The organism is Maribacter zhoushanensis, from assembly GCF_029350975.1.
Classification (GTDB): domain Bacteria; phylum Bacteroidota; class Bacteroidia; order Flavobacteriales; family Flavobacteriaceae; genus Maribacter; species Maribacter zhoushanensis.
This window is the reverse complement of the sequence record NZ_JARKMR010000002.1, coordinates 337790-360279: the sequence shown is the minus strand read 5'-3', so window position 1 is coordinate 360279 and position 22490 is coordinate 337790. Positions and strand designations below refer to the sequence as shown.

Below are 22490 nucleotides of genomic sequence, written 5' to 3'. Positions count from 1 at the left end.
ACACAAATTTCAATGATATTACTTAAACAAAAATCTGATATTTTAGGCAGTTTAGCCAGTACACTTTGCCTTGTTCATTGTATTGCCACACCTTTATTATTTCTAGCTCAAGCTAGTGCCACAACATTATCTAGCGGTCCTCCTACTTGGTGGAAATCTTTGGATTATTTATTTCTAATTATTTCATTTGCTGCCATTTTTTGGACTACAAAAACCACCACAATTAATTGGTTAAAACCATTAATGTGGATAAGTTATTTTGTATTATCCGCAATCATAATAAATGAAAAACTAGAACTATTTCCTATACCTGAAGTAGCCATTTATGTTCCTACCGTAGCATTGGTAATACTTCATTTATATAATAGAAAATACTGTAAATGTGCTACTGATAATTGCTGTGTAAATGAAGGATAAAGAACATATAGATATCATAGGAGACAACCATATTTCCTCTAGCGTAGAAACGCCGCTAAAGGCAGATGCCTTTGACAAAAGTGATGATGAAAAAATAAAGAATATTCAGCATCATTTTTCCAAAATAATGGAAGAACTGGGCTTAGATTTAACCGATGATAGTTTGTCTGGCACCCCATACCGTTTTGCTAAAATGTATGTAAAGGAATTGTTCTACGGTTTAAATCCAAAAAACAAACCTAAACTTTCAGTTTTTGAGAATAAGTATGAATATAAGAAAATGCTTATTGAGCAAAACATCACTATAGATTCATCTTGTGAGCATCATTTTTTACCGATCACTGGTCATGCACATATTGCATACATCCCAAAAGATAAGGTTATCGGTTTGTCCAAAATTAATCGGTTGGTAGATTATTACTCGCACAGACCACAGGTACAAGAACGTTTGTCATTACAAATTTTAAAAGATCTTCAAGGTATTTTAAATACCAAAGATGTCATTGTAATGATTACCGCTAAACATCTTTGTGTATCATCAAGAGGTATTAAAGATAAAGACAGTTTTACCACCACTATTGAATATGATGGCGAGTTTAACAAAGCTAAAATAAGAGCTGAATTTTTTAATGCATTACAGAACGGAGACCATTTATAAATTCATCTAAACCAACACAGTTATGAAAATAAAAGACACAGTAAACATTCATTACCCTAATGCAAAAACTGGTGATGAAATAACAGAAAGTTATTTATCTCTCTTAGAAACGGAGTATAAATCTGATCTTAAAAAGATGTTGTTTGCTACTTCTGTCTGTTCAGATGATGTTAATGTTTCTACAGATTTCCGTAAAGTTTTAACTAGACCGTTTACCTACATACTGGCACAACAGAAAAAACAGAACTGGGTCGTTAATTCAGAATTCGTTAGTCTAGGCTAATAATAAGTTTTAGCACATTAGGATACCGGCGATTACCACTGTGCATACTCGGTAACAGATGCAACTGGTTGGCAGAGCAGAACTTCAATAGATATCAAAATTGTGGAGTAAATTTTTTTCTATAAAAATAGTCATGGTAGTGAGGAGGTTGTACTTCAGCTATTCTATTGGTCAACATCTTTAAATTATAATGCAGTCATAAGTTATATTGTAAATTATTAGTGATTTTTGCTTTTAATATCAAGTGGTATTTTCAATTTGTAATCACTACTTTAGTTCTGATAAACCCGGCTGCATTTATCAACTTATAATTTCAGATTACACCAATGACTAAATATTCCCTTTACATTCTTACATCAATAGTGCTTTTCACAACCTCATGTAAAACCGATAAAAAAAAGGATTTTGAGATTTTACGTTCTAAAGAAATAGCAGCTCAAAACAAGGTTCACAATGAGTTATTGGATATTGAAAAAGAGCAGGGTTGGAGCTTACTTTTTGATGGCGAGTCATTAAAAGGCTGGCATCTTTTCAATAAACCGGATTCCACACAATTCTCTGCATGGGAAGTAAAAGATGGAATGATATTTTGCAATGCTACGGATGAAAGTAAAATATTTGGAGATTTAGTTACCGATAAGTCTTATGAAAATTATGAACTGCAGTTCGATTGGCAAATGGCGCTTCGTGGAAATGGAGGCGCTTTTATCAACGTACAGGAAACACCAGAATATAAGGCTACTTACAACACTGGTATAGAATACCAATTATTGGAACCAGAACATATGGATACAGCAACTCCTTTAAAAAGACCCGGTACCATATGGGGCTTGGCGCCACAGCTAAATACCGTTGAAGCTAACCCGGTAGGGCAATGGAATACCACCCGTATTATTCAGAAAGACGGCAAAATTCAGTTTTATCTCAATGGTATACTTACTGCCCAGGAAGAAATAAACTCCGCCGCTTGGAAAAACAAAGTTGCCAAATCCAAATTTCAAGACGCACCTGGTTTCGGTAAAGCGACAAATGGTAAAATTGCATTTCAAAATTGGTATTTTGAATCTTGGTTTAGAAATGTAAAAATTAGAGAGCTGTAAACCATACTTTAGATATTAAACGTCATATTTTAAAATCAATACTATTAGCCGACCAACCACCATACAAGAAGTTTTACTCCAATTAGATGCCATTATAGAAAATGCCATCTCTAGCAACGACCGTATTGGTTATTTTGCCTTTTTATACAGGCGGGTTACCGCTGAAATTCTGAATGAAGTACAATTAGGCAATTTCGAAAATAATGCTAGAATGGAAATTTTTGATGTTGCCTTTGCCAACTACTATATTGATGCATACAATGGTTATACCGCAAACCAACCAATTAGTAAATCATGGCAGTTTGCATTTGATACCAAAAATGACACGCTAACCATTCTACAGCATATCATGTTAGGCATCAATACCCACATTAATCTTGATCTAGGTTTAGCAGCAAGCACTGTAATGCAAGGCAAAGAAATAAGTGATATAGAAAATGATTTTAATATCGTAAATACCATTCTTGGTAATATCGTCAATGAAATGCAAGACCGCCTTAGTCGTGTATCTCCATTACTATTTCTTCTTGATCTCGCAGGAAAAAATACCGATGAAGAAATCATAAACTTTAGTTTAGCTAAAGCTCGCGAACTTTCATGGATAAATGCAAATCTACTTTGGGGATTAGGAGATGGTCACCAAGATGCCGCTATTCGTCAAATGGACAACACCGTGTTAAGCCTAGGCGAATTTATAAAAGCACCAAAATCAAAAATAGTTACTTACGCACTAAGGCTTTTAGGCAAGTTTGAAGAAAAGAATGTGGGTAGAGTGATTTCTAGGTTAAGAGAGGAGTAAACTACTATTTTTTCTGTAGAAGCAATTCATTTACACATAACATTCTATCAAACAAACTATTACCACATTTAATTAAACCATTTTCGGTTCAAAAAAAGAACATTTATAATTTTCTTTAGCATCAAACTTTACCAGAAGTTTATGAAAATAAGATTGCATTTACTTTAAGCGTTATTTTTATTTGTAAACCTAAACACTTAAAGTAGTAAGAAAAATATGCTTAATCAGTCTTGTTTATTTATAATGCCTTTAGTGCGGTCAATGGCACTTTGTAGATGAAGAAAAGATGTATGGCTTACAAAACTTACTACGATTCAATTAAAAAAAATGATAACCAACTTTTACAGAATTTCTCTTCTTATTGTATTTCTATTTCTAACTATTACATCTTTTTCGCAAACAACCGTCATTGGCACCGTTGTAGATAAAAAAGATGCTTCTGCATTACCATATGCCTATTTAAAAATTGATGATATTGCATTAGGTACCGTGACTGATGGAGATGGCAGATTCAGAATAATTATTCCTGAGAAGTATACGAACTACAATATTACCTTGGGTTATGTTGGTTATAAAGATTTGCACCTTACAATCAAAGATTTTATAGCTAAAGACGGCGATGTTTTTGCAATGGAATCATCTAATCTCGAGTTAATGGAAGTTGTGGTAACTCCGAAAAAAATGCCTAGCGCCAAAGCTTTATTAAGAAAAGTAATTAAAAATATTCCAGATAATTATGCCAGTTCTCCAACAATGATAACTGGTTATTATCGTGAAACTCTCAAAGAAAACGGAGTATTTATTAAATATTCAGATGCCGTTTGCGATTATTATGCAGAGCCGTACAGTAACAAAAATTATAAATGGAAAGAGTACCAAAACCCTAGTGATTATTCATTCAGTATTGGTTCTTTTAATTTTTATTCCAATTCACTACATCGTGTTCATTTTCATCATCGAACCTTAAAAAATGAACAAGTAGCTATTATCAATTCACGCTCAAGTAGTAATTTAAGTAACAGAGATTTTGAAGCTAATATTGAAGGCGGACCTTTAGGTCTATTCGCTAGAAATAGGGTTAAGTACCAACAGAGTTTTTTAGGTAATAAGGCAAATAGAGATTTTACATATAAAATTTCTGAAGTGGAGAATACATCTGGGGGCTGGCTATATGTACTTGAATTTGAAACTAAAATTACAAAAGAGGAATTAGATGCCATTGCATCTCCTAACAATAGAAAACAGTGGAATAAAGCTAATAAACATAAATTACTCAAAGGAAAAATTTATATAGACCAAGATGATTTTGCCGTAATACACTATGAATGTTCAGTACCAAATAAGCTTAAAGAATATTTCTGTGGATATGGAGATATGCAAGTGAAGCATTTTGATTTTAAGTTAGATGTTAGTTACAAGAAAAAAGGGAATCAATATTATATTGATAAAATGCGGCACGAAGATGAGTTCATATACAAGGATACTACCGATATTACCACCACATATTATTCTGCCATTTCTGAATTCAACACCACTAATATTGACCTAAACAATCAAACTAAAATATCCGAAGAAGAAAACTTTGCAAATACGACTTCTAATCAATTATATGAACTTCCTTTAGAATACAATGATGATTTCTGGAAAAACTATACTACAGAAAACCCTATTTCCGTAATAAATACTACGATTAGGACCGATATGGAGTCTGATAAATCTCTCGAAAAACAATTTCGAGATAAGCATATTAGAAATGATTCTTTGCCAGCGCCAATTGCTAAAAAAGAGCCTTTTATTTTTAAAATGCATGGTGAAAATATTACAGATAATTATGCGTGGTTAAAAGACACCAAATCACCTGTAAACAATAAACCTGTAATGGATTATTTACGAAAAGAAAATTCGTATACGGACAACTACAATATTCCTCTTAAAAAAGCACAACGAACTATTTATAAAGATTTGATAAAGAGTATCGAAAAAAACAGCTCCTCTTTACAAGCAAAAAGGAACGGTTATCTCTATTATAGTACCTACAGCGAAGATGACGAATACCCTGTTTACTATCGTAAAGCTATAAAAAATGATAGCGTTCAAGAATTATTAAATGTAAATAAAATGGCAAAAGACAAGGCCTATTATAATGCAGGGGTAGGACCTGTTAGCCCGAATAATCAGCTCATTTCAGTTTATGAGAACACTACCGGAAAAGATGAATATATCTTAAAAATAAAAGACCTAAGCAAGAACATATTTCTATCAGACTCCATTAATAATGTTGGCAACATGGTTTGGCTTGACAACTCAGCATTTTTATATGTTGATGTAGAAAAAGAAACCTTTCAAGCATCAAAAGTATATCGACATATACTTGGAACAGATGCTAAAAACGATTCCATCATTTACGAGGAAAAAGACCCTAGTTTTAGTGTAAGTATCGAAAAGTCCAAATCTAAAGAGTATATTTTCTTAAATACTAGCAACAGTATCTCTTCTGAAAGCTGGTATTTAAAAACTAATACACCTAATGGTCAATTTAAAGTTGTACGACCCCGAGAAAAAAATCATATTTACCATACCACACATTACAAAGACAAGTTTTATATACTTACCAATAAAAATGCCATCAATTTTAAAGTAGTTACCACAGCAATTGATGATACCCTAAAAGGTAATTGGAAAGATTTTATTCCTCATCAACCAGGTATTCTTATTCAAAACTTTCAAATATTTGATAATTACTTTGTAATCAACGAAAAAGAAAACGCACAATCTCGCATTAAAATAATTGATCAAGCTACTAACGAGAGTCATTTTATTAAAACAGAAGATGACTTTTATAATATTCATATCGGCTATAATCCAGATTTTAAAACTGATAGTTTACAATTTAGCTATAGTTCTTTTATATCCCCTTTTACAACTTTTAACTATAACATGAAGACCAAAGAGAAAAGCTTGGTCAAACAACACGGTAAAAATAATGCCTTACCTTTTATGAAGTATGTAATAGAAAGAAAATGGGTTACCGCAAAAGATGGTAAAAAAATTCCACTTACACTTATTAGTAATAAATGGCGTGCAAAACGTAGACTTACTAATCATAAAGTATATTTAACGTCTTACGGTGCTTACGGTTATGGTCAAGAGCTCAATGGAGGTCCAACAGCGCACCATTTGGTAAATAGTGGTTATGTCTATGCTATTGCACATGTAAGGGGCGGAGATGATATGGGCAAGGAATGGTATGAAGAAGGTAAAATGTTTCAAAAGAAAAACACCTTTTCAGATTTTATAGCTTGTGCCGAATATTTAATTGAGGAAAATTATGCAAAAGAAGGTAGTATCGTAGCAGAAGGAGCTAGTGCCGGTGGTTTGTTAATGGGTGCCGTAGTCAATGAGCGACCTGAATTATTTAATACCGTTATTTTAAATGTGCCATTTGTAGATGTTATCAATACAATGTTAGATGAGAATTTGCCATTAACGGTTGGGGAGTTTGATGAATGGGGCAATCCTAAAAATAAAAAGGAGTATGAATACATTAAATCTTACAGTCCTTATGATAATGTTAGAGCTCAAAATTATCCTAATATGTTGTTCTTTACAGGACTCAATGATACTAGGGTAGGGTATTGGGAACCTGCTAAAATGGTTGCAAAACTAAGAGCTACCAAAACCGATGACAATGTACTATTATTAAAAACAGATTTTTCTAATGGTCATAGTGGTAATTCCGGTCGCTTTGCCGGTTTTAGAGATAGTGCCTATAAATTAGCTTTAATCTATGATTTAAATACCATACCAAAAGATACTCCTTAAAAATTTTTATAATGAGGATTAGTTGGTAAAAAGCCAATTGTACCTTACTTAAAATATACCGTTGCTCTATCGTAGAACATGCTTACAGTCACAATCTTGAACTGTATTCGCTATTGCTCAAATCAATTGCTAGATATACAACTGTTTTCGAACTTCTGTAGGCGAGATATCTTTATTTGATATCAAAACACCATCTGCTGTTATATCATTTGCAATCTCAAACTGATTTTCAATAAGCAGTCTCATTTAATAATGCCCCGTAATTATTATTACTTCGGCAGCCATTTTCAAAAACTTCTTTTCTGAAACATCTGCTAGTCATAGAACATATCATTTAGTTTTGTTTAATTAAACATATAAATAATTAAACATTTTGTATATTTATCCCCTAATTTATTTACACATAAGTAAATAAGAAATATAAAAAGCTATGTTCAGTATATTTAAGAAAAAATCAGAGATTGATAAATTACGTGATCAATATGCAAAACTTTTAAAAGAAGCGCATACTTTATCGACTACCAATAGAAAAATGAGTGACCAAAAAGCATTCGAAGCTGATGAAATAATGAAGAAAATTGAGAAACTATCTTAGTTTATTTCCTCTAAAATTTTTCTTCAAGCACATAAAATAGTTAAATGAATATACTAAACTTAGCTATACTCTTATCAAGTATAGCATTTTTATATTACGGTACTGAATGTTTGCTATCTCAAAAAATGAAAGATGAGTTTGCAAGATTTGGTTTGAAAAATCAAAGGATTTTAACCGCATATCTTCAACTTTTAGGTGGATCGGGATTAATAGTTGGATATTTCTTTTCACCTATTTTATTATTCGCAGCTGCAGGGGGACTAACATTATTAATGTTATTAGGGTTTGCCGTGAGAATAAAAATTAAAGACAGCTTGCTTGAGTCATTACCATCACTAATATTAGCTTTGGTAAATTTATTCATAGCAGTACGTTATTTCCAACAAATTAATTGGTAATAACCTTTATACAAAGGCTATCACCAAACATAATGTCAAAAACAAAGCGGCAGGAAAAGATTTGAACAAAGGGTCTTTTATCTTAAAGTGCATAGCTATTGAACCCAACAAAAAAGTCGCTAAACCTAAAGCTGCCGGTTGCTTTAAAACTGGAAACCAAATGGCTGCCAATAATAAAATAGCGAGTGTTACTTTAAAAAAACCTACGATATAACATATCTGTTTTGATAAGCCATAAGCCTTAAATTCTTCAATAATGGTTGTTGCTTTACCTCCACGCCATTTTGTTGCTTTTTTATTTTGAACAAGCCATACATTTAAAATACTAATACCAACGATAATTTGAAATGCGATTATTATATAATTCATGATTTTATAGATTTGTAAAATATTTATTTCAGTAAGACTACTTCAAAAATACTAATTTTGTTTAAATTTAAACTAAATTAGTTAAACAAAATAATGAAATGAACAAACAGGATAATAAAATACATATCATTGGTGCTGGAATCAGTGGATTAATAGCCGCAACAGTACTAGAACAACACGGTTTTTCTCCTGTAGTCATTGAAGCTACCGATAGGGTAGGCGGTAGAGTCAAAACTGATATTATAAATGGGCATCAATTAGACCACGGATTTCAAGTTTTGCTAACGGAATACCCTGCAGCCCAAAAGTATTTAGATTACGAATCTTTAGAATTACAACATTTCTTACCTGGTGCTTCTATTTTTAAAAATGGAAAACAAGAAACAATCGGTGATCCGCTTAGAGATGCTTCTTTATTGTTTTCCACGCTTATTGCCAGTATTGGTACCTTTTCCGATAAATTGAAAATACTCAAACTAAATACCAGACTTAAGAAAAAAACTATTGAACAGATATTCAATGATAAAGAACAATCTACATTTTCCTATTTAACCGATTTTGGGTTCTCTACAAAAATGATCAACGACTTCTTTAAACCTTTTTTTAGCGGAATTTTTCTTGAAAACAAATTAGATACTTCTAGCAGAATGTTCGAATTTGTTTATAAAATGTTCGGTGAAGGTAGCGCTGCATTACCCAAAGATGGTATTGAAGAAATTCCCAAACAACTATTACATCAACTAACAAGTACTACTGTAAAATACAACACGGCCGTGTCAGCTATTGAAGATGGTAAAATACTACTAGCAGACGGTCAAGAAATAGAGAGTGATTTTATAATTATCGCAACAGAAGCGAGTTACTTTATTCAAAACTTAAAAAATCAAGCTTTAGAATGGCAAAGCTGCGACACCATATATTTTGAAGTGGAACATAGAACAATTGAAAAACCTTTAATTGGATTAATTCCTGAGAAAAACGCTTTAATCAACAATATCTTTTACCATACAAGTTTAAAAACAACACTGAACAATGGTAAAGAATTACTGTCTGTTACGGTGGTCAACAATCAAGAGTTATCCAAAGACAAATTAATAGCTCAAGTTCAAAAAGAGTTAACTGAACTTTGTGGAATCACTTCAAGTACATTCATAAAACACTACAGCATACCTAAATCGCTTCCAAAATTAAATGATTTGCAATATGAGATATCGCCGTCAGAAACACGGCTAACCCAAACGATATTTTTAGCTGGAGATGTTCAACTAAACGGCTCTCTAAATGCTGCAATGATTGCCGGTGAGAAAGCTGCGCTTGGTGTTTTAGAAAATTTACAGGGGGTATTTAAATAAATTTACTCCCAATTATTAGTCCAGTCTTTCCAAACGACATCAAGTCCGTTACCCTTCAGCATAGCGGTGATTTCTTCTGTTGGTCTTTCGTCAGATATTTCAAACTGCTCTAAAGATTCTGGTGCAACGGCATAACCGCCTGGGTTGGTTTTAGACTCGGCACTTATGGAGGTAATTCCTAGATTCACAATATTATTTCTAAACACTTCACTTTCTCGTGTAGACATTGACAATTCAACATCTTCATCCAATAATCTAAAGGCACAAATTAGCTGTACCAAATCTGGGTCGGTCATTTCCACCTTAGGCTCCAATCCGCCCGAATGCGGTCTTAATCTGGGGAAAGAAATGGAGTACTTCGTCTTCCAATAGGTCTTCTGTAAATACTTTAAATGTAAGGCAGTAAAAAAACTATCTGCACGCCAATCTTCTAATCCGAATAAAGCGCCTAATCCTATTTTATGAATTCCGGCTTTACCTAAGCGATCCGGAGTATCTAATCTAAAATCAAAGTTCGACTTTTTACCTTTCGGGTGGTGTTTTTTATACTCTTCTCTATGGTAGGTTTCTTGGTATACCAATACCGCATACAAACCATTATCAATCAATAGCTCATACTCATCTTGTAATAAAGGTTGTACTTCTATAGTAATATTAGAAAACTGGGCACGAATAAGTTTCAGGGCATTGTTGATATAATCAACACCAACTATTTTATTAGCTTCACCTGTCACCAATAAAATATGGTCATAACCCTTCGATTTTATATAGGCAACCTCTTTTAATATTTCAGCATCGGTCAACGTACGGCGAGGAATCTTGTTGGTCATACTAAATCCGCAATAGGTACAAATGTTTTGGCATTCGTTACTTAAATACATGGGCGAATACATTTGTATGGTATTCCCAAAACGTTTTTTCGTCAATTGCCTACTCAATTGTGCCATCTCTTCTAAATATGGTTTGGCAGCAGGCGAAATCAATGCTTTAAAATCTTCTAAATCTCTTTTAGCGTTACTTAATGCACGTAACACATCGTCTTCTGTTTTAGAAAATATGCTTTGTAAAGTCTCTTCCCAATTATAAGTATCGAATACGTTTTTAAAACTGCTCATGTTCTAATTTAAAAAACTGGTTAGCGGACTACTGGCTGCTGCTTTTTTGTGGACTACAGGTGCCAATTTTGCTTCAAAAGCCATTCTACCAGCAGCAACTGCCATTTTAAATGCCTTTGCCATTTCCACTGGATTTTGAGAAACTGCTATCGCCGTATTTACCAACACGGCATCTGCACCTAATTCCATCGCATAGGCAGCATGTGAAGGCGCACCGATACCGGCATCTACAATTACCGGCACATTACTTTGGTCAATAATAATCTCTAGAAAATCTTGAGTCTTTAACCCCTTATTGCTCCCAATTGGTGCTCCCAAAGGCATTACGCATTGCGTACCAACTTCTTCTAATCTTTTGCACAATACGGGGTCGGCATGAATGTAAGGCATGACCACAAATCCTAATTTCACCAGCTCTTCGGCTGCTTTTAGGGTTTCTATAGGGTCGGGGAGAAGATACTTTGGATCAGGATGTATTTCTAGTTTCACCCAATTAGTCTCCAAAGCTTCACGAGATAATTGTGCCGCAAATACAGCTTCTTTGGCATTACGCACTCCCGATGTATTTGGCAATAGGTGGATATGGGTATGATTTAAGTGCTGTAAAATATCATCTTGTTCATCTTCAACATCCACACGTTTTAACGCAACCGTAACCAATTCACTTTCAGAGGCTAATAAAGCTTCTCTCATTACTTGAGATGAACTGAATTTTCCCGTTCCGGTAAACAGTCTTGAGGTAAAGTTTTTATCCGCTATTTGTAACATATTATTTTCTTTTTTCTTCTGATATCCAACGTTCTTCTTGTATCGGACCTCCGTTGATTAGCTTCTTCAATTCTGGTATGCTGTTGAAGTTCCTGGTATTTCACCCGAAATAGCGATGCCGTGAACACCTGTTTTCATTATTGCGGTAATATCATCGGCGATAATGCCACCAATGGCAATAATGGGTACACTTGTATTCAATTCTTCAAGTATGGTCAGGTAACCATTCAAGCCTAAAACGGGACTCAGATTTTCTTTGGTCTCCGTGAATTTAAATGGTCCCAAGCCAATATAATCCACTTTTTTAGCGATAAGCGCTTCGCAATCTTCAAGCGTATTCGCTGTACCGCCAATAATTTGCCATGAAGCCAATACTTTGCGGGCGGTAATTGGGCTAGTATCGGTTTTACCCAAATGCACACCGTCCGCTTTTACCGCAGCGGCTACTTTGTAATAATCGTTTATAATTAATCGGGTCTGATACTTCGCCGTTATTTCCCTTGCTTGTATGGCAGTTTCATGTACCACTTTTTCTGACTGGTTTTTTAATCGTAATTGCACCAATTCAACGCCAGAAGTACATGCTTTCTGTATGTTCTCTAAATGCTCTTGCGGAGTCTTACCTTGCGATATATAATGTAATGTTGGTATCATGTTCTGTCTTTACCTAAATGCTTAAAAATTTTTATTTCTGATGGATGTTCTCTTCTTTTCTTGAACGGCAACTCCATATTGCTTTTTCAATGCCACAAAGCGCTCTGCCGGATTTTCCATATTCCATACTCCGCCTAACACTCCTATACCCTTAAAACCAAGCTTGATAGTAGGATTTACTGTTTCATCATTAATGCCGCCCATACCTACAATATATTTATCGATATGATTGACATTGAACCCTTTGCCTTCGTATCCCTCTTTAGAAATGGACGAGAAAACGGGACTCAGTAAATGATAATCGAACTCAAAATCGCACTGTGCCAATACTTCTGGATCATGAAAAGAAGAACTGATGGTTTTACCGTACATATCCAACTTTTTAAAATATTGACCAGGGTTGTCAATATGGTCTATTCTTTTTTGCTCTTGAAAATGAACACCTTTTAAATCATATGCATTGACCAATTCATGAAAAAGATGCACCACAATTCTGCTATGGTATTTTTCATCAATTGCATCTAAGTAATCGCAATGTTCTTGATAATTTTTAAATGGTTTTCTCAAATGATAATATACCAAACCCTCTTGAAATAACTGATGTAGTATTTCAATTTCATTAGGTATATCTTTTTCTGGTGCTATTAGTACAATCATACTTTTGAGTTAAGTTTCTTAGTGAAAACCTTATTTCTATCCACCTTGTGTTGCTTTAATGACTAATACCTCATCATTCTCGTTCAGCGTTTTGACTTTCCATTCTGTTTTAGAAATAATATTTTCATTCACTGCAACGGCGATTCCTTTAACAGAAATACCTAATTCGTCAATGATTTCATTGAGCGTGGTATTGGGTTTTAATAGGTGAGGGGTGTTATTCACTTTAATATTTATCATCTGTCATATTAATTTATCAAATCGCATATTTCAATATTGATTTTGATTAATGTGTAAACAGTAGGAATAAAAAACGAAATGAAAATTGGAAAGCACAGAATATAAATTCCGATAACTTTTTCCTACGTTGATATGAATCAAATCAGGTTCAAAGGATATTTCTCAAACTATGAAATAGCTACTCCTAAAGTCTACATTGCTAATTTAAGAATTAGATGGTAGATAGGTGCTTTTGAAAATGAAATTATTAATTTTTACTAGAGAAATTCCTTCTGAATTAAGCAGGACTAAAATCATTGAAGTAATAAACGTTAATTAATATTAAGTTTGTTAAATATGTATTTTCAAATTAAAGCTTTTATGAAGATTTTTATATTTCATTTTTTATTATTGTTCCCTTTTATTTTTATCGCACAGAACAAAATTCCCTTCAACCATACGCCTAATGGAGAAATAGTTTTTGACACCTATGATTCATTTCTAAATGAAGAGTATAATGGACTTAATTTTTATTGGGAAAATGAAGTTGAAAATTATGAAAAAGGGATGTACTATTTACATAATGAAGCAGAAGGTATTCCTGCATTAATATGGATGCAAAATGAACAAAAAATCAAAGTAAAAAGTTTTCGTGAAAACTCTTACACGAAAATCGATATGACTAACCTAGCATATTACACAACCAAAATAGATTCATTTATAGTTTCAAAGAATATATATCTCAGAGATCAAACTATTAAAACACCAACAGTCTTACAATACCTGGGTGAATCTGAAGAAGCTGACTATGCTATGTATTACAATATTAAAAGTGGTGCAGTTAATAAAAAGAAAATTCTTCAATTAAAGAAATCTGAAAAAGAAAAGTGGGAAGAACTAGATATTAATACAGATCATCCCAAAAAAATACTTAGGTTTTTTAAAGTCTATAATGAATTAAATAAATTTTATGATAAGCAAGAACTAACTATCAATGATTTTTTGAATACTCTAAAATGCGAAGAGTATTATAATCACTACAAGAACAACACAAGGATATTTTATGACAAACTATGGAGAGAAGTAAAAAAACCAGATTTAGCGGCTTATTATGGTAAAGTTACAGCGGTTGATGATTCTATTTATACTGTTGAGATAAGTAATGATAAAAAGCAAAAGTTATATGAACTCAACTATTCTTCTTTATATCCTTTAAAACGCCATGGGAAATTAGTAGTTTATAATGAAGATGAAATAAAAATGGAACGTATTTATGAATTCGGTGATTTAATGTCTTCTAAAAAATATAAAGACGGGAGTCTTCTTTTCCACTTTGATTATGTTAAATTTCAGAGAGCCAAAAAGTCCGACATCTTAAAGCGAAGAGCTGTTCAAATTGGTAAAGAAAAAATTAAAACATATAATTCAATAACTGTTTCAATTGAAAATTCTAGCAACACTATTAATTATGAATTAGATAAAAAAATTGTCATTTCATCTCATGAACAGTCGTCCGATGGAAAACTATATCGATATTCCAATTATGAAAATCCTATTGAATTTGAGATATTCAACAATAGTTTAAGAGCATTTTTGGAAACGAATAAATATTTCAACGAAACTATTCTTTCAAAAGATTACGAAGGCTCTATGTTATTGCAAATACTAACAGACTATAAAGGCAAAGTTTTAAATTATGAGATATTGAATGCCAATAATAGTACTCTTGAAAAAAACATCTTACCTTTTTATAATGCGTATTTAACAGATGAAGGCAAGAGTACTATAAGATTTAAACAAATTAAACTCGAAAATAAAAACGACCGTTGTACTTTTCTTTTACCAATTAATTTTGAGCACAGACAGTTTTATAAAACTTTTTCTAGATCAAACGACACAAACTGGCTATGGGATTGGCAGTGGCAACAACAAATGTATTTTCATAATCAAATGATGCAACAACAGATGATGAATAGTTTGCCAAAATTTTAATAAAATTTAAAACGAATAATATTTTAAACAAAGGCAAATTTACATCTAGTACTAGCAGAGTAGGCTTCACATAAAAATTCCATATTTTAGCTTAAAATATACGCATAGTATGCAACAATCTATAAAGCTTTCTGTTGACGCCGTGGTTTTTGGGTATGAATCTGAAACCATATCCGTTTTACTCATCAAGAGAAAATATGAACCTTTTAAAGGGAAATGGGCAATACCCGGCGGATTTGTTACAGACTCGGAATCTTTAGAAGAAGCGGTAGAGCGGGAGCTGAAGGAAGAAACGGGAATCAAGATTAATTACTTAGAACAATTATACACCTTTGGAAAACTTAATAGAGATCCAAGAAACAGAGTAGTTTCCGTTGCGTATTTCGGTTTGATAAAACCTAGTGCTTTTAAACTTTCTGCTTCGACCGATGCGGAAGAGGCACAGTGGTTTACTATCAATAATTTACCTGAACTATCTTTTGACCATGCCGAGATTCTAAAACTTGCCATAACACGGTTACAGGCAAAAATCACATATGAACCCTTAGGGTTTGAATTATTGGATACCAAATTTCCTTTTTCTGACCTTGAGAAACTATATACTTCTGTTTTAGGTAGGGATATAGATAGACGTAATTTCAGAAAGAAAATGCTTGGTTTAAATATTTTGGACGAGTTAGACGAAAAAGTATCTAAAGGTTCCGGCAGACCCGCAAACCTCTTCATGTTCAATAAAAATAGGTACTTCAAGCTCAAAAAGGAGGGTATCATCTTCGAAATCTAAACTACTATTTTTTTAATTTGCGTAAAATAAACACAAATAATTCTTTGCGAACTTAAATTATATTTTATATTTGCGTTATAATTACGCAAATTCATTTCATGATTTATACATCTAACGACATACTACCAATAAATAATAGTAACCAGCGTTCTATTTTTCTAGCAGGTAGTATGGATCATAAACAAGAGGGGAGTTGGAGAGCAAAAGTAATTGCCGAGTTTGGCGCCCATGATATTTTTGACCCTACACATGTACATCACAATAATTTAAATGATGAACAAATGAAACGTCATGTACAATGGGAACTAGATGCCTTACAACTTGCAGACATGATTCTACTTAATTTTCTACCAAATGCATTATCACCAATTTCTTTGGTAGAATTAGGATTATACGTGAACTCGGAAAAACTCATCGTCATTTGTCCGCATGAATTTTACAAAAGCAATTATGTAAACATCCTTTGCAACAAGTACAACACACCAATATTCAATAACATTACAGAAGCGAAAACACTGTTGAAAAACAGTATCTAAATTTAAGATTATGAACGGATTACTATTAACAGACGGTTATAAAACAGGACACCACCAACAATACCCTAAAGGTACAGAAGAGGTATATTCTAACTGGACCCCTAGAAGCAATAAATATGCTCCTGAAGGTTGTGATAAAGTAGTTTCTTTTGGACAACAATATGTTTTTAAATGGTTGCATGATTATTTTCAAGACAACTTCTTTTCTAAGCCAAAAGCACAGGTTTGTAATGAACTAAAAGAAGAATTATCGCTTTATTTAGGCACTGATTATGATGTTACACATTATGAGGAACTGCACGACCTTCAATACTTGCCAATTAAAGTAAAATCTATAGTTGAAGGGGTAGAGGTTCCCATTAGAGTACCAATGGTTACCGTTGTAAATACAGATAAAAAATTCTATTGGATTACTAATTTCCTGGAAACCATCTTATCTACCATGTTATGGCAGCCAATGACATCGGCTTCTATTGCATTATGTTACAAACGAATTTTCAAAAAATGGACCCTAAAGACTGATAAGGACAACTTGGCTTTCATTGATTTTCAAGGGCACGATTTTTCTATGAGAGGTATGGGCGGCTTGCAAAGTGCCATTTCATCTGGTATGGGTCATGCATCTGTATTCTTAGGTTCAGATACCCTACCGGTAATCAGTAGTTTACGTCACTACTATAAAGCTAAAGGTTTTGTAGTTGGTTCTGTAAATGCTACTGAACATTCCGTAATGTGTGCCGGTACAAAAGATGATGAGATTGGTACCTTTAGAGCTTTAATGAATACGTATCCTACAGGAATTTTATCTGTAGTTAGTGATACGTGGGATTTATGGAAAGTACTCACAGATTACCTTCCAAAGCTTAAAGAAGAGGTATTATCAAGAGATGGTAAATTAGTGATTAGACCAGATAGCGGAGATCCTGTAGATATCATTTGTGGTGAGTCTGCCACTCTTGGCAGTAACACTCCAAAAGATAAAGGGGTGGTAGAGCTGCTTTGGGATATTTTTGGCGGTACCCTAAACGAACAGGGCTATAAAGTATTGGATAGTCATATAGGCGCTATTTATGGTGACAGTATTACCACTGAAAGGGCAGAGGCTATCTGTCAGCGTTTAAGTGATAAAGGTTTTGCTACGACCAACGTGGTATTGGGTATTGGTTCATTTACCTACCAATTTAATACTAGAGACACCTTTGGTTTTGCTATGAAAGCAACTTCTGTTGTAGTAAATGGTGAACGCAGAGAAATTTTTAAAGACCCTATTACCGATGACGGAGTTAAAAAATCTGCTAAAGGATTAGTCAAAGTGGCATTACAAGATGGAGAATATGCCTTAGTAGACCAAGTGACACCTGAAGAGGAAAACACGGGCGAATTACAAGTGATTTATGAAAACGGACAATTTGCAAATCAAAAAAGCATACAAGAAATAAGAGAACGTATTAATACGAATCTTTAATTTATAGCTTATGAAATATAGTAATAAATGGTTAAAGAATCAGATTGAAGAAATGGAGGTTAAATACCTATTTTTCTGGGGGCATCAACCACTCAATAATGGTCAAATAGGCAAATCCTGCTTTAGTCAATGGTTTGAAAAAGGATTTGAGCACGAAGGAATTACTTATTTAACGGCTGAGCACTGGATGATGGCTGAAAAAGCAAGACTCTTTGTTAATGAAGACATATTATCTAAAATTTTACAAAGTGGCTCAGCTGGGGAGGTTAAAAAATTTGGAAGACAAATTATCAACTTTGATGCAGATATTTGGGATAGACATAAATATGATATAGTAAAAAAGGGAAATTATTTAAAGTTTAAACAAAATGAAGATTTGCTTACCTTTTTGCTTAGTACCAACAATAGAATTTTAGTAGAGGCTAGCCCTTATGATAATATTTGGGGAATTGGGATGACGGCAAATGATGAAAATATACAAAATCCGGATATGTGGAAAGGCCAAAATTTATTAGGATATGCCTTAATGGAAGTTAGAGACTCTTTAAAAAAATAATCATATGAAATACGAAATTAAAAAATTTAAAGACGGACAAGTAGCTGCTAAAATCACTGAAGGCGGAGATATTCATATTAAAATTAGAGGAAACAGTTATGAAGATTTATTCAAAGCTGCTGCCATAAAAGAAGCTTGGGATGCTGAAAATGCGACCAACAAAACAGCGATAGCTAAACTGACTATATTTTGCCTCATTGGACAACGTTCTGATAGACGATTCAATAAAGGGGAGTCGTTCGATTTAAAAGTCATTTGCAAGTTCATTAACGACATGAAATTCGATGCTGTTTCTATCTTACATCCGCATAGTCCTATTTCATTAGCTTTAATTGATAATTCTGAAAAAATATCTCATATAGACTACGTTGAACAGGCTTTTAATAGCATTGGGAATCCGGTATTGGTAAGTCCAGATGCTGGTGCGTATAAAACTACCCATGAAATTGCAGAAAAGCTAAATGCCGATTTGGTACCTTCTAACAAAGTACGAGTAGATGGTGCTCCGGTAATTAGTATTCAAGGTGATGTCAAAGACAAGCAATGTCTAATTGTGGATGATCTTGCCGATGGTGGAAGAACATTCAAATTTTTGGCAGAAGCGTTGAAAAAACAAGGTGCCGCAAAAGTTTTTCTATATGTTACCCACGCACAATTCAACTATGGTTTTGAAGAATTAAAAGAAACCATTGACCATGTTTATTGCACCAATAGCTATAAAGATATTGATGATGATTTTGTGACGCAGTTTAAGTTAGGTGGGGTATAAAATTCAATTAAATAAAAAGTGATTTTTTATATCTGACATTTGAGATATAAAAAATCACTTTTAAAATATGGTGCAGTTATAATACTATAACCAGACAAGCTTTAATCAAAATAGGAATACAATTCCTTTTTAAGGTTATCCCATTGTCCCTTATCTCCACTAATTACTTGACCAACTTCTTTTACTTTAGATGTTCCAAAACCTATAGCTTCCTTTAAACCGATATGTGGTGGTAATGACAATGCGCCACTGCTCACTACGGCATCGATAATAAATGGTTTTTTACTCGCTTTGGCCTGTATAATGGCTGCATCTATATCTTCAGCATGTTCTACTCTTACACCCTCTCCACCACAAAGTTTCGCATATTCGGCAAAATTTACATTGGTTTCATGTAAGGCATCTAAACTCGCTGCTAATCCTGCTTCTTCCATTTCCAATTTTACAAAGCTCAATTCAGAATTATTGAATACCAGTACTTTTATTGGTAATTCATGTTTAACGGCGGTTATAAAATCTTGCATAGACATATTAAATGCTCCATCACCGCAGAAAGCCCATATTTCTTTATTCTTATTGGCAAATTGTGCACCAATGGCAGAAGGCAGACCTACAGCCATAGAACCGTGGTTAAAAGAACCAATAAGCCTTCTTTGACTATGAAAAGATATATGATGTGCCGCCCAAATGGCCGAAGTACCTGTTTCTACTGTAAAAATTGCATCGTTGGCGGCATGTTCATTTACCAAATCAGCAAATATTTGTGGGTGTAAAGGTTCATGGTCACGGGTAGGGGAGGCTTGTTCTTTCATATTAGCCCTCCAATCTTTAAAATTACCTCTTAATTTATCTAAAAAGTCGGAATCGCTTTTTTGCTCGATTTGTGGATTCAATAATTCTAAAAATGATGATATATCACTCCAAACACCAAGGGATACCGATGTTCTGTTCCCAATATTTTCTTGGCGTATATCTACTTGTATCGTTTTTGTTTTATGTGGAAGAAAATCTATATATGGAAAATCGGTTCCTAGCATCAATAATAAATCACATTTCATAACAGCATTATAACCAGAAGGATTTCCTATTAAGCCGGTTAAACCTACTACATTATTAGTATCATGATCAAAAATATCACTTGCACGCAAACTATGGGTAATTGGTGCTTTTAATTTCTTGGCTAATTCTAGTACTTCAGCGCGACTCTCACGGCAACCATCACCTGCCAAAATACCTACTTTTTTAGCTCCATTTAAAAGCTTAGCTGCTTCAATTATACTAGCTTCATCGGGCACTAGATGAGATATATACTTTTTAATAGGATGAATAAATTCCTCATTTTCCGCTTTCATTTCGGCAACGTTAACGGGCAGCTCTATTCTACAAACGGCATTATTTGCCATCGCAATTTTAATGGCGCGTTGTATGACCATGGGTGCCTGTTCAGGAGTTTCTATTACTGCCTGATAATCACAAACATCATCATAGACCTTTTTTAAATCTACCTCTTGAAAATAGTTGGTACCTTGTTGTTTCTGGTTAATTTGACCTGTAATGGCAATTACCGGCGTACGTTCTTTTTTAGCATTGTACAACCCGTTTATTAAATGCAAAGCACCTGGACCAACAGTACCTGCGCATACCGCCAATTTATTACTTGTTTGGCTATCACCAAAGGCTGCAAAAGATGCGTTGCCCTCGTGCTTCATACCGATCCATTCCACAGTGTCTCTCTCTTCAATTGCTTTCACAAAAAAATTCAAGGCATCGCCCGTTACTCCGTATATTTTATCTACTCCAACACTTTGTAAAATATCGAGTAGTTGTTCTGATACATTTTTACTCATAATAGTATTCTTTAAATTTTATAATTGGATGTAAAAATCATCCGTTGTTTATCTATATTCCGGATTTTCAAAATTCCATCGTGTACCGTCATCCCAATCTTTTCTTGAGTTTCCGTAGGATGGATATCCACCGTTATCCTTCAGCATTTTTGCTAAATGCATAAGGTTATAAGACATAAAAGTGGTGTTTCGGTTAGTAAATTCCGAATCGAAACCTACTGGTGGATCCATTTTTTCACTATCCCATTCCGTATCTCCATAACTGGGTCCGGGACCAACGCTACCGATCCACCCGGCATCTGCCTGCGGCGATATGCTATAACCTATATGCTGTAATGCATATAACAGCCCCATAGAACAATGTTTAACGCCATCCTCGTTACCTGTAATTATACAACCACCGGCTTTGCCATAATACACGTATTGCCCTTTGTCATTTTGGTAGCCGCTCATAGCATATAAACGCTCTATAAGTTTAGTGGCTACCGATGAACGCTCGCCCAACCAAATAGGTGTACCGATCACTAAAATATCCGCAGCCATAACCTTATCATAGATTGCAGGCCAATCATCCTTATCATAACCTGCCTCGGTCATATCTGGCTGAACACTAACAGGTATATCATAATCTGCCAGTCTTAAAATTTCTACATCAACTCCTTCAGATTTCATAATCTTGGCAGACACATCAATTAAATTACGGGTGTGACTTTTAGATGGTGATTTCTTTAAGGTACAGTTGATGAAAATTGCTTTTAACGTACTAAAATCTGTCTTTTTCATAGTCTTCTTATTTACCAATTACTTTTACGGTGACCACACCAAATACCACATGACCAATTAGCATAGCTAGTAAACGCATTGGCATAGAACCATCCATAGGCGGTATTTCAAAAAGTAATCCCATTACTTTCATACCTATTTGTGCCAATATTAACGCCATAATACCAAAAGCGATTCCTTTGAAGAAAAGGTTAGAAATTGCGACTTTAGGAGCAAACACGTAACCGTAAAACAGCGCGAATAGAATACCCATTATAAAATGTAAAATCCACCCTACCGCAATTGGTACATTCATTGCACCTGCTAATAATTTCCAGGGTGCCATTTTGGGCATACCCATGTGTGGTGCTACTAACATAATTACTGTCATTACCACTGTTCCTAAAATACCTGCCAATATAAATTTGGTCACTTCACTTTTCATTCAATTATTTTTTTTGCTTCATATTAAATATATCGGTGTTATGATTTATCACTCATATACACTTTACTATTTAATACAAATCTGATTATCAGTATGCAAGCTATCGTGATTGAGGCAAAATCATTAGT

General features: G+C 33.9%; 24 protein-coding genes, 1 pseudogene and 1 riboswitch. Of the genes and pseudogenes, 16 read left to right on the top strand and 9 right to left on the bottom strand.

Features of this window, described 5'->3' with window-relative positions; genetic code table 11:
• Positions 1–12: 12 nt before the first annotated feature.
• The 9 genes and pseudogenes from PXD56_RS08225 to PXD56_RS08185 all read left to right on the top strand — a co-directional run bounded on the left by PXD56_RS08225 (position 13) and on the right by PXD56_RS08185 (position 8072).
• Positions 13–417 carry a MerC domain-containing protein gene (locus PXD56_RS08225; RefSeq protein WP_276492853.1) on the top strand — a complete coding sequence of 135 codons (405 nt, stop codon included), beginning with the start codon at positions 13–15 and terminating at the stop codon, positions 415–417.
• A complete protein-coding gene (gene folE / locus PXD56_RS08220; protein WP_276492852.1) occupies positions 407–1075 on the top strand; it encodes a GTP cyclohydrolase I FolE in 669 nt (222 codons plus the stop codon). The genes PXD56_RS08225 and folE overlap by 11 nt, the downstream gene beginning before the upstream one ends.
• Positions 1076–1097: 22 nt before the next feature.
• On the top strand, positions 1098–1358 hold the full coding sequence (locus PXD56_RS08215) for a hypothetical protein (RefSeq protein WP_276492851.1): 261 nt from the start codon (positions 1098–1100) through the stop codon (positions 1356–1358).
• 33 nt (positions 1359–1391) lie between these two features.
• A pseudogene (locus tag PXD56_RS08210) lies at positions 1392–1469 on the top strand (DUF4625 domain-containing protein); the annotation flags it as partial.
• Positions 1470–1684: 215 nt separating this feature from the next.
• The gene (locus PXD56_RS08205; protein ID WP_276492850.1) at positions 1685–2458 is read left to right on the top strand and encodes a 3-keto-disaccharide hydrolase; all 774 of its coding nucleotides are present in this window, start codon (positions 1685–1687) and stop codon (positions 2456–2458) included.
• 34 nt (positions 2459–2492) lie between these two features.
• A complete protein-coding gene (locus PXD56_RS08200; protein WP_338088452.1) occupies positions 2493–3257 on the top strand; it encodes a DUF5995 family protein in 765 nt (254 codons plus the stop codon).
• Positions 3258–3584: 327 nt separating this feature from the next.
• Positions 3585–7079 (top strand): prolyl oligopeptidase family serine peptidase, encoded by a 3495-nt coding sequence (locus tag PXD56_RS08195; protein WP_276492849.1) that lies wholly within the window; start codon positions 3585–3587, stop codon positions 7077–7079.
• 430 nt (positions 7080–7509) lie between these two features.
• Positions 7510–7674, top strand: coding sequence for a Lacal_2735 family protein (locus PXD56_RS08190; RefSeq protein WP_276492848.1), 165 nt, complete (start codon positions 7510–7512; stop codon positions 7672–7674).
• A gap of 44 nt (positions 7675–7718) precedes the next feature.
• Positions 7719–8072, top strand: coding sequence for a DoxX family protein (locus PXD56_RS08185; protein ID WP_276492847.1), 354 nt, complete (start codon positions 7719–7721; stop codon positions 8070–8072).
• A gap of 6 nt (positions 8073–8078) precedes the next feature.
• Here PXD56_RS08185 and PXD56_RS08180 read toward each other — a convergent pair whose 3' ends face one another.
• Positions 8079–8441, bottom strand: coding sequence for a DoxX family protein (locus PXD56_RS08180; RefSeq protein ID WP_276492846.1), 363 nt, complete (start codon positions 8439–8441; stop codon positions 8079–8081).
• Between the two features lie 98 nt (positions 8442–8539).
• Here PXD56_RS08180 and PXD56_RS08175 point away from each other — a divergent pair, with 98 nt between their 5' ends.
• Positions 8540–9793: an NAD(P)/FAD-dependent oxidoreductase gene (locus PXD56_RS08175; RefSeq protein WP_276492845.1), complete on the top strand. Its 1254-nt coding sequence runs from the start codon at positions 8540–8542 to the stop codon at positions 9791–9793.
• A gap of 2 nt (positions 9794–9795) precedes the next feature.
• Here PXD56_RS08175 and thiH read toward each other — a convergent pair whose 3' ends face one another.
• The 5 genes from thiH to thiS all read right to left on the bottom strand — a co-directional run bounded on the left by thiH (position 9796) and on the right by thiS (position 13212).
• Positions 9796–10908 (bottom strand): 2-iminoacetate synthase ThiH, encoded by a 1113-nt coding sequence (gene thiH / locus PXD56_RS08170; RefSeq protein WP_276492844.1) that lies wholly within the window; start codon positions 10906–10908, stop codon positions 9796–9798.
• 3 nt (positions 10909–10911) lie between these two features.
• On the bottom strand, positions 10912–11676 hold the full coding sequence (locus tag PXD56_RS08165; RefSeq protein WP_276492843.1) for a thiazole synthase: 765 nt from the start codon (positions 11674–11676) through the stop codon (positions 10912–10914).
• Positions 11677–11742: 66 nt separating this feature from the next.
• The gene (thiE, locus tag PXD56_RS08160; RefSeq protein ID WP_338088442.1) at positions 11743–12330 is read right to left on the bottom strand and encodes a thiamine phosphate synthase; all 588 of its coding nucleotides are present in this window, start codon (positions 12328–12330) and stop codon (positions 11743–11745) included.
• 21 nt (positions 12331–12351) lie between these two features.
• Positions 12352–12987, bottom strand: a complete 636-nt coding sequence (locus PXD56_RS08155) for a thiamine phosphate synthase (RefSeq protein WP_276492842.1) — start codon at positions 12985–12987, stop codon at positions 12352–12354.
• Between the two features lie 36 nt (positions 12988–13023).
• Entirely contained in the window at positions 13024–13212 is a 189-nt protein-coding gene (gene thiS / locus PXD56_RS08150) for a sulfur carrier protein ThiS (RefSeq protein WP_276492841.1), read from the bottom strand.
• Positions 13213–13329: 117 nt separating this feature from the next.
• Positions 13330–13423: riboswitch (TPP riboswitch) on the bottom strand.
• Positions 13424–13587: 164 nt separating this feature from the next.
• Here thiS and PXD56_RS08145 point away from each other — a divergent pair.
• The 6 genes from PXD56_RS08145 (at position 13588) to PXD56_RS08120 (ending at position 19308) form a co-directional block, all read left to right on the top strand.
• Positions 13588–15198, top strand: coding sequence for a hypothetical protein (locus PXD56_RS08145; RefSeq protein ID WP_276492840.1), 1611 nt, complete (start codon positions 13588–13590; stop codon positions 15196–15198).
• Between the two features lie 109 nt (positions 15199–15307).
• A complete protein-coding gene (locus PXD56_RS08140) occupies positions 15308–15982 on the top strand; it encodes an NUDIX hydrolase (RefSeq protein ID WP_276492839.1) in 675 nt (224 codons plus the stop codon).
• A gap of 98 nt (positions 15983–16080) precedes the next feature.
• Positions 16081–16518: a nucleoside 2-deoxyribosyltransferase domain-containing protein gene (locus PXD56_RS08135; protein WP_276492838.1), complete on the top strand. Its 438-nt coding sequence runs from the start codon at positions 16081–16083 to the stop codon at positions 16516–16518.
• A gap of 10 nt (positions 16519–16528) precedes the next feature.
• Entirely contained in the window at positions 16529–17983 is a 1455-nt protein-coding gene (locus tag PXD56_RS08130; RefSeq protein ID WP_276492837.1) for a nicotinate phosphoribosyltransferase, read from the top strand.
• Positions 17984–17993: 10 nt separating this feature from the next.
• A complete protein-coding gene (locus tag PXD56_RS08125) occupies positions 17994–18539 on the top strand; it encodes an NADAR family protein (protein ID WP_276492836.1) in 546 nt (181 codons plus the stop codon).
• A gap of 4 nt (positions 18540–18543) precedes the next feature.
• Positions 18544–19308 carry a phosphoribosyltransferase family protein gene (locus tag PXD56_RS08120; RefSeq protein WP_276492835.1) on the top strand — a complete coding sequence of 255 codons (765 nt, stop codon included), beginning with the start codon at positions 18544–18546 and terminating at the stop codon, positions 19306–19308.
• Between the two features lie 101 nt (positions 19309–19409).
• Here the strand turns inward: PXD56_RS08120 and PXD56_RS08115 are convergent, their stop codons facing one another.
• Genes PXD56_RS08115 through PXD56_RS08105 form a run of 3 tightly spaced genes read right to left on the bottom strand, consistent with a single transcriptional unit; the run spans position 19410 to position 22362 of the window.
• The gene (locus tag PXD56_RS08115) at positions 19410–21155 is read right to left on the bottom strand and encodes a thiamine pyrophosphate-dependent enzyme (protein WP_276492834.1); all 1746 of its coding nucleotides are present in this window, start codon (positions 21153–21155) and stop codon (positions 19410–19412) included.
• A 48-nt stretch (positions 21156–21203) separates the two neighbouring features.
• Positions 21204–21938, bottom strand: coding sequence for a flavodoxin family protein (locus tag PXD56_RS08110; RefSeq protein ID WP_276492833.1), 735 nt, complete (start codon positions 21936–21938; stop codon positions 21204–21206).
• Between the two features lie 7 nt (positions 21939–21945).
• A complete protein-coding gene (locus tag PXD56_RS08105) occupies positions 21946–22362 on the bottom strand; it encodes a DUF6789 family protein (RefSeq protein WP_276492832.1) in 417 nt (138 codons plus the stop codon).
• Between the last annotated feature and the right edge of the window lie 128 nt (positions 22363–22490).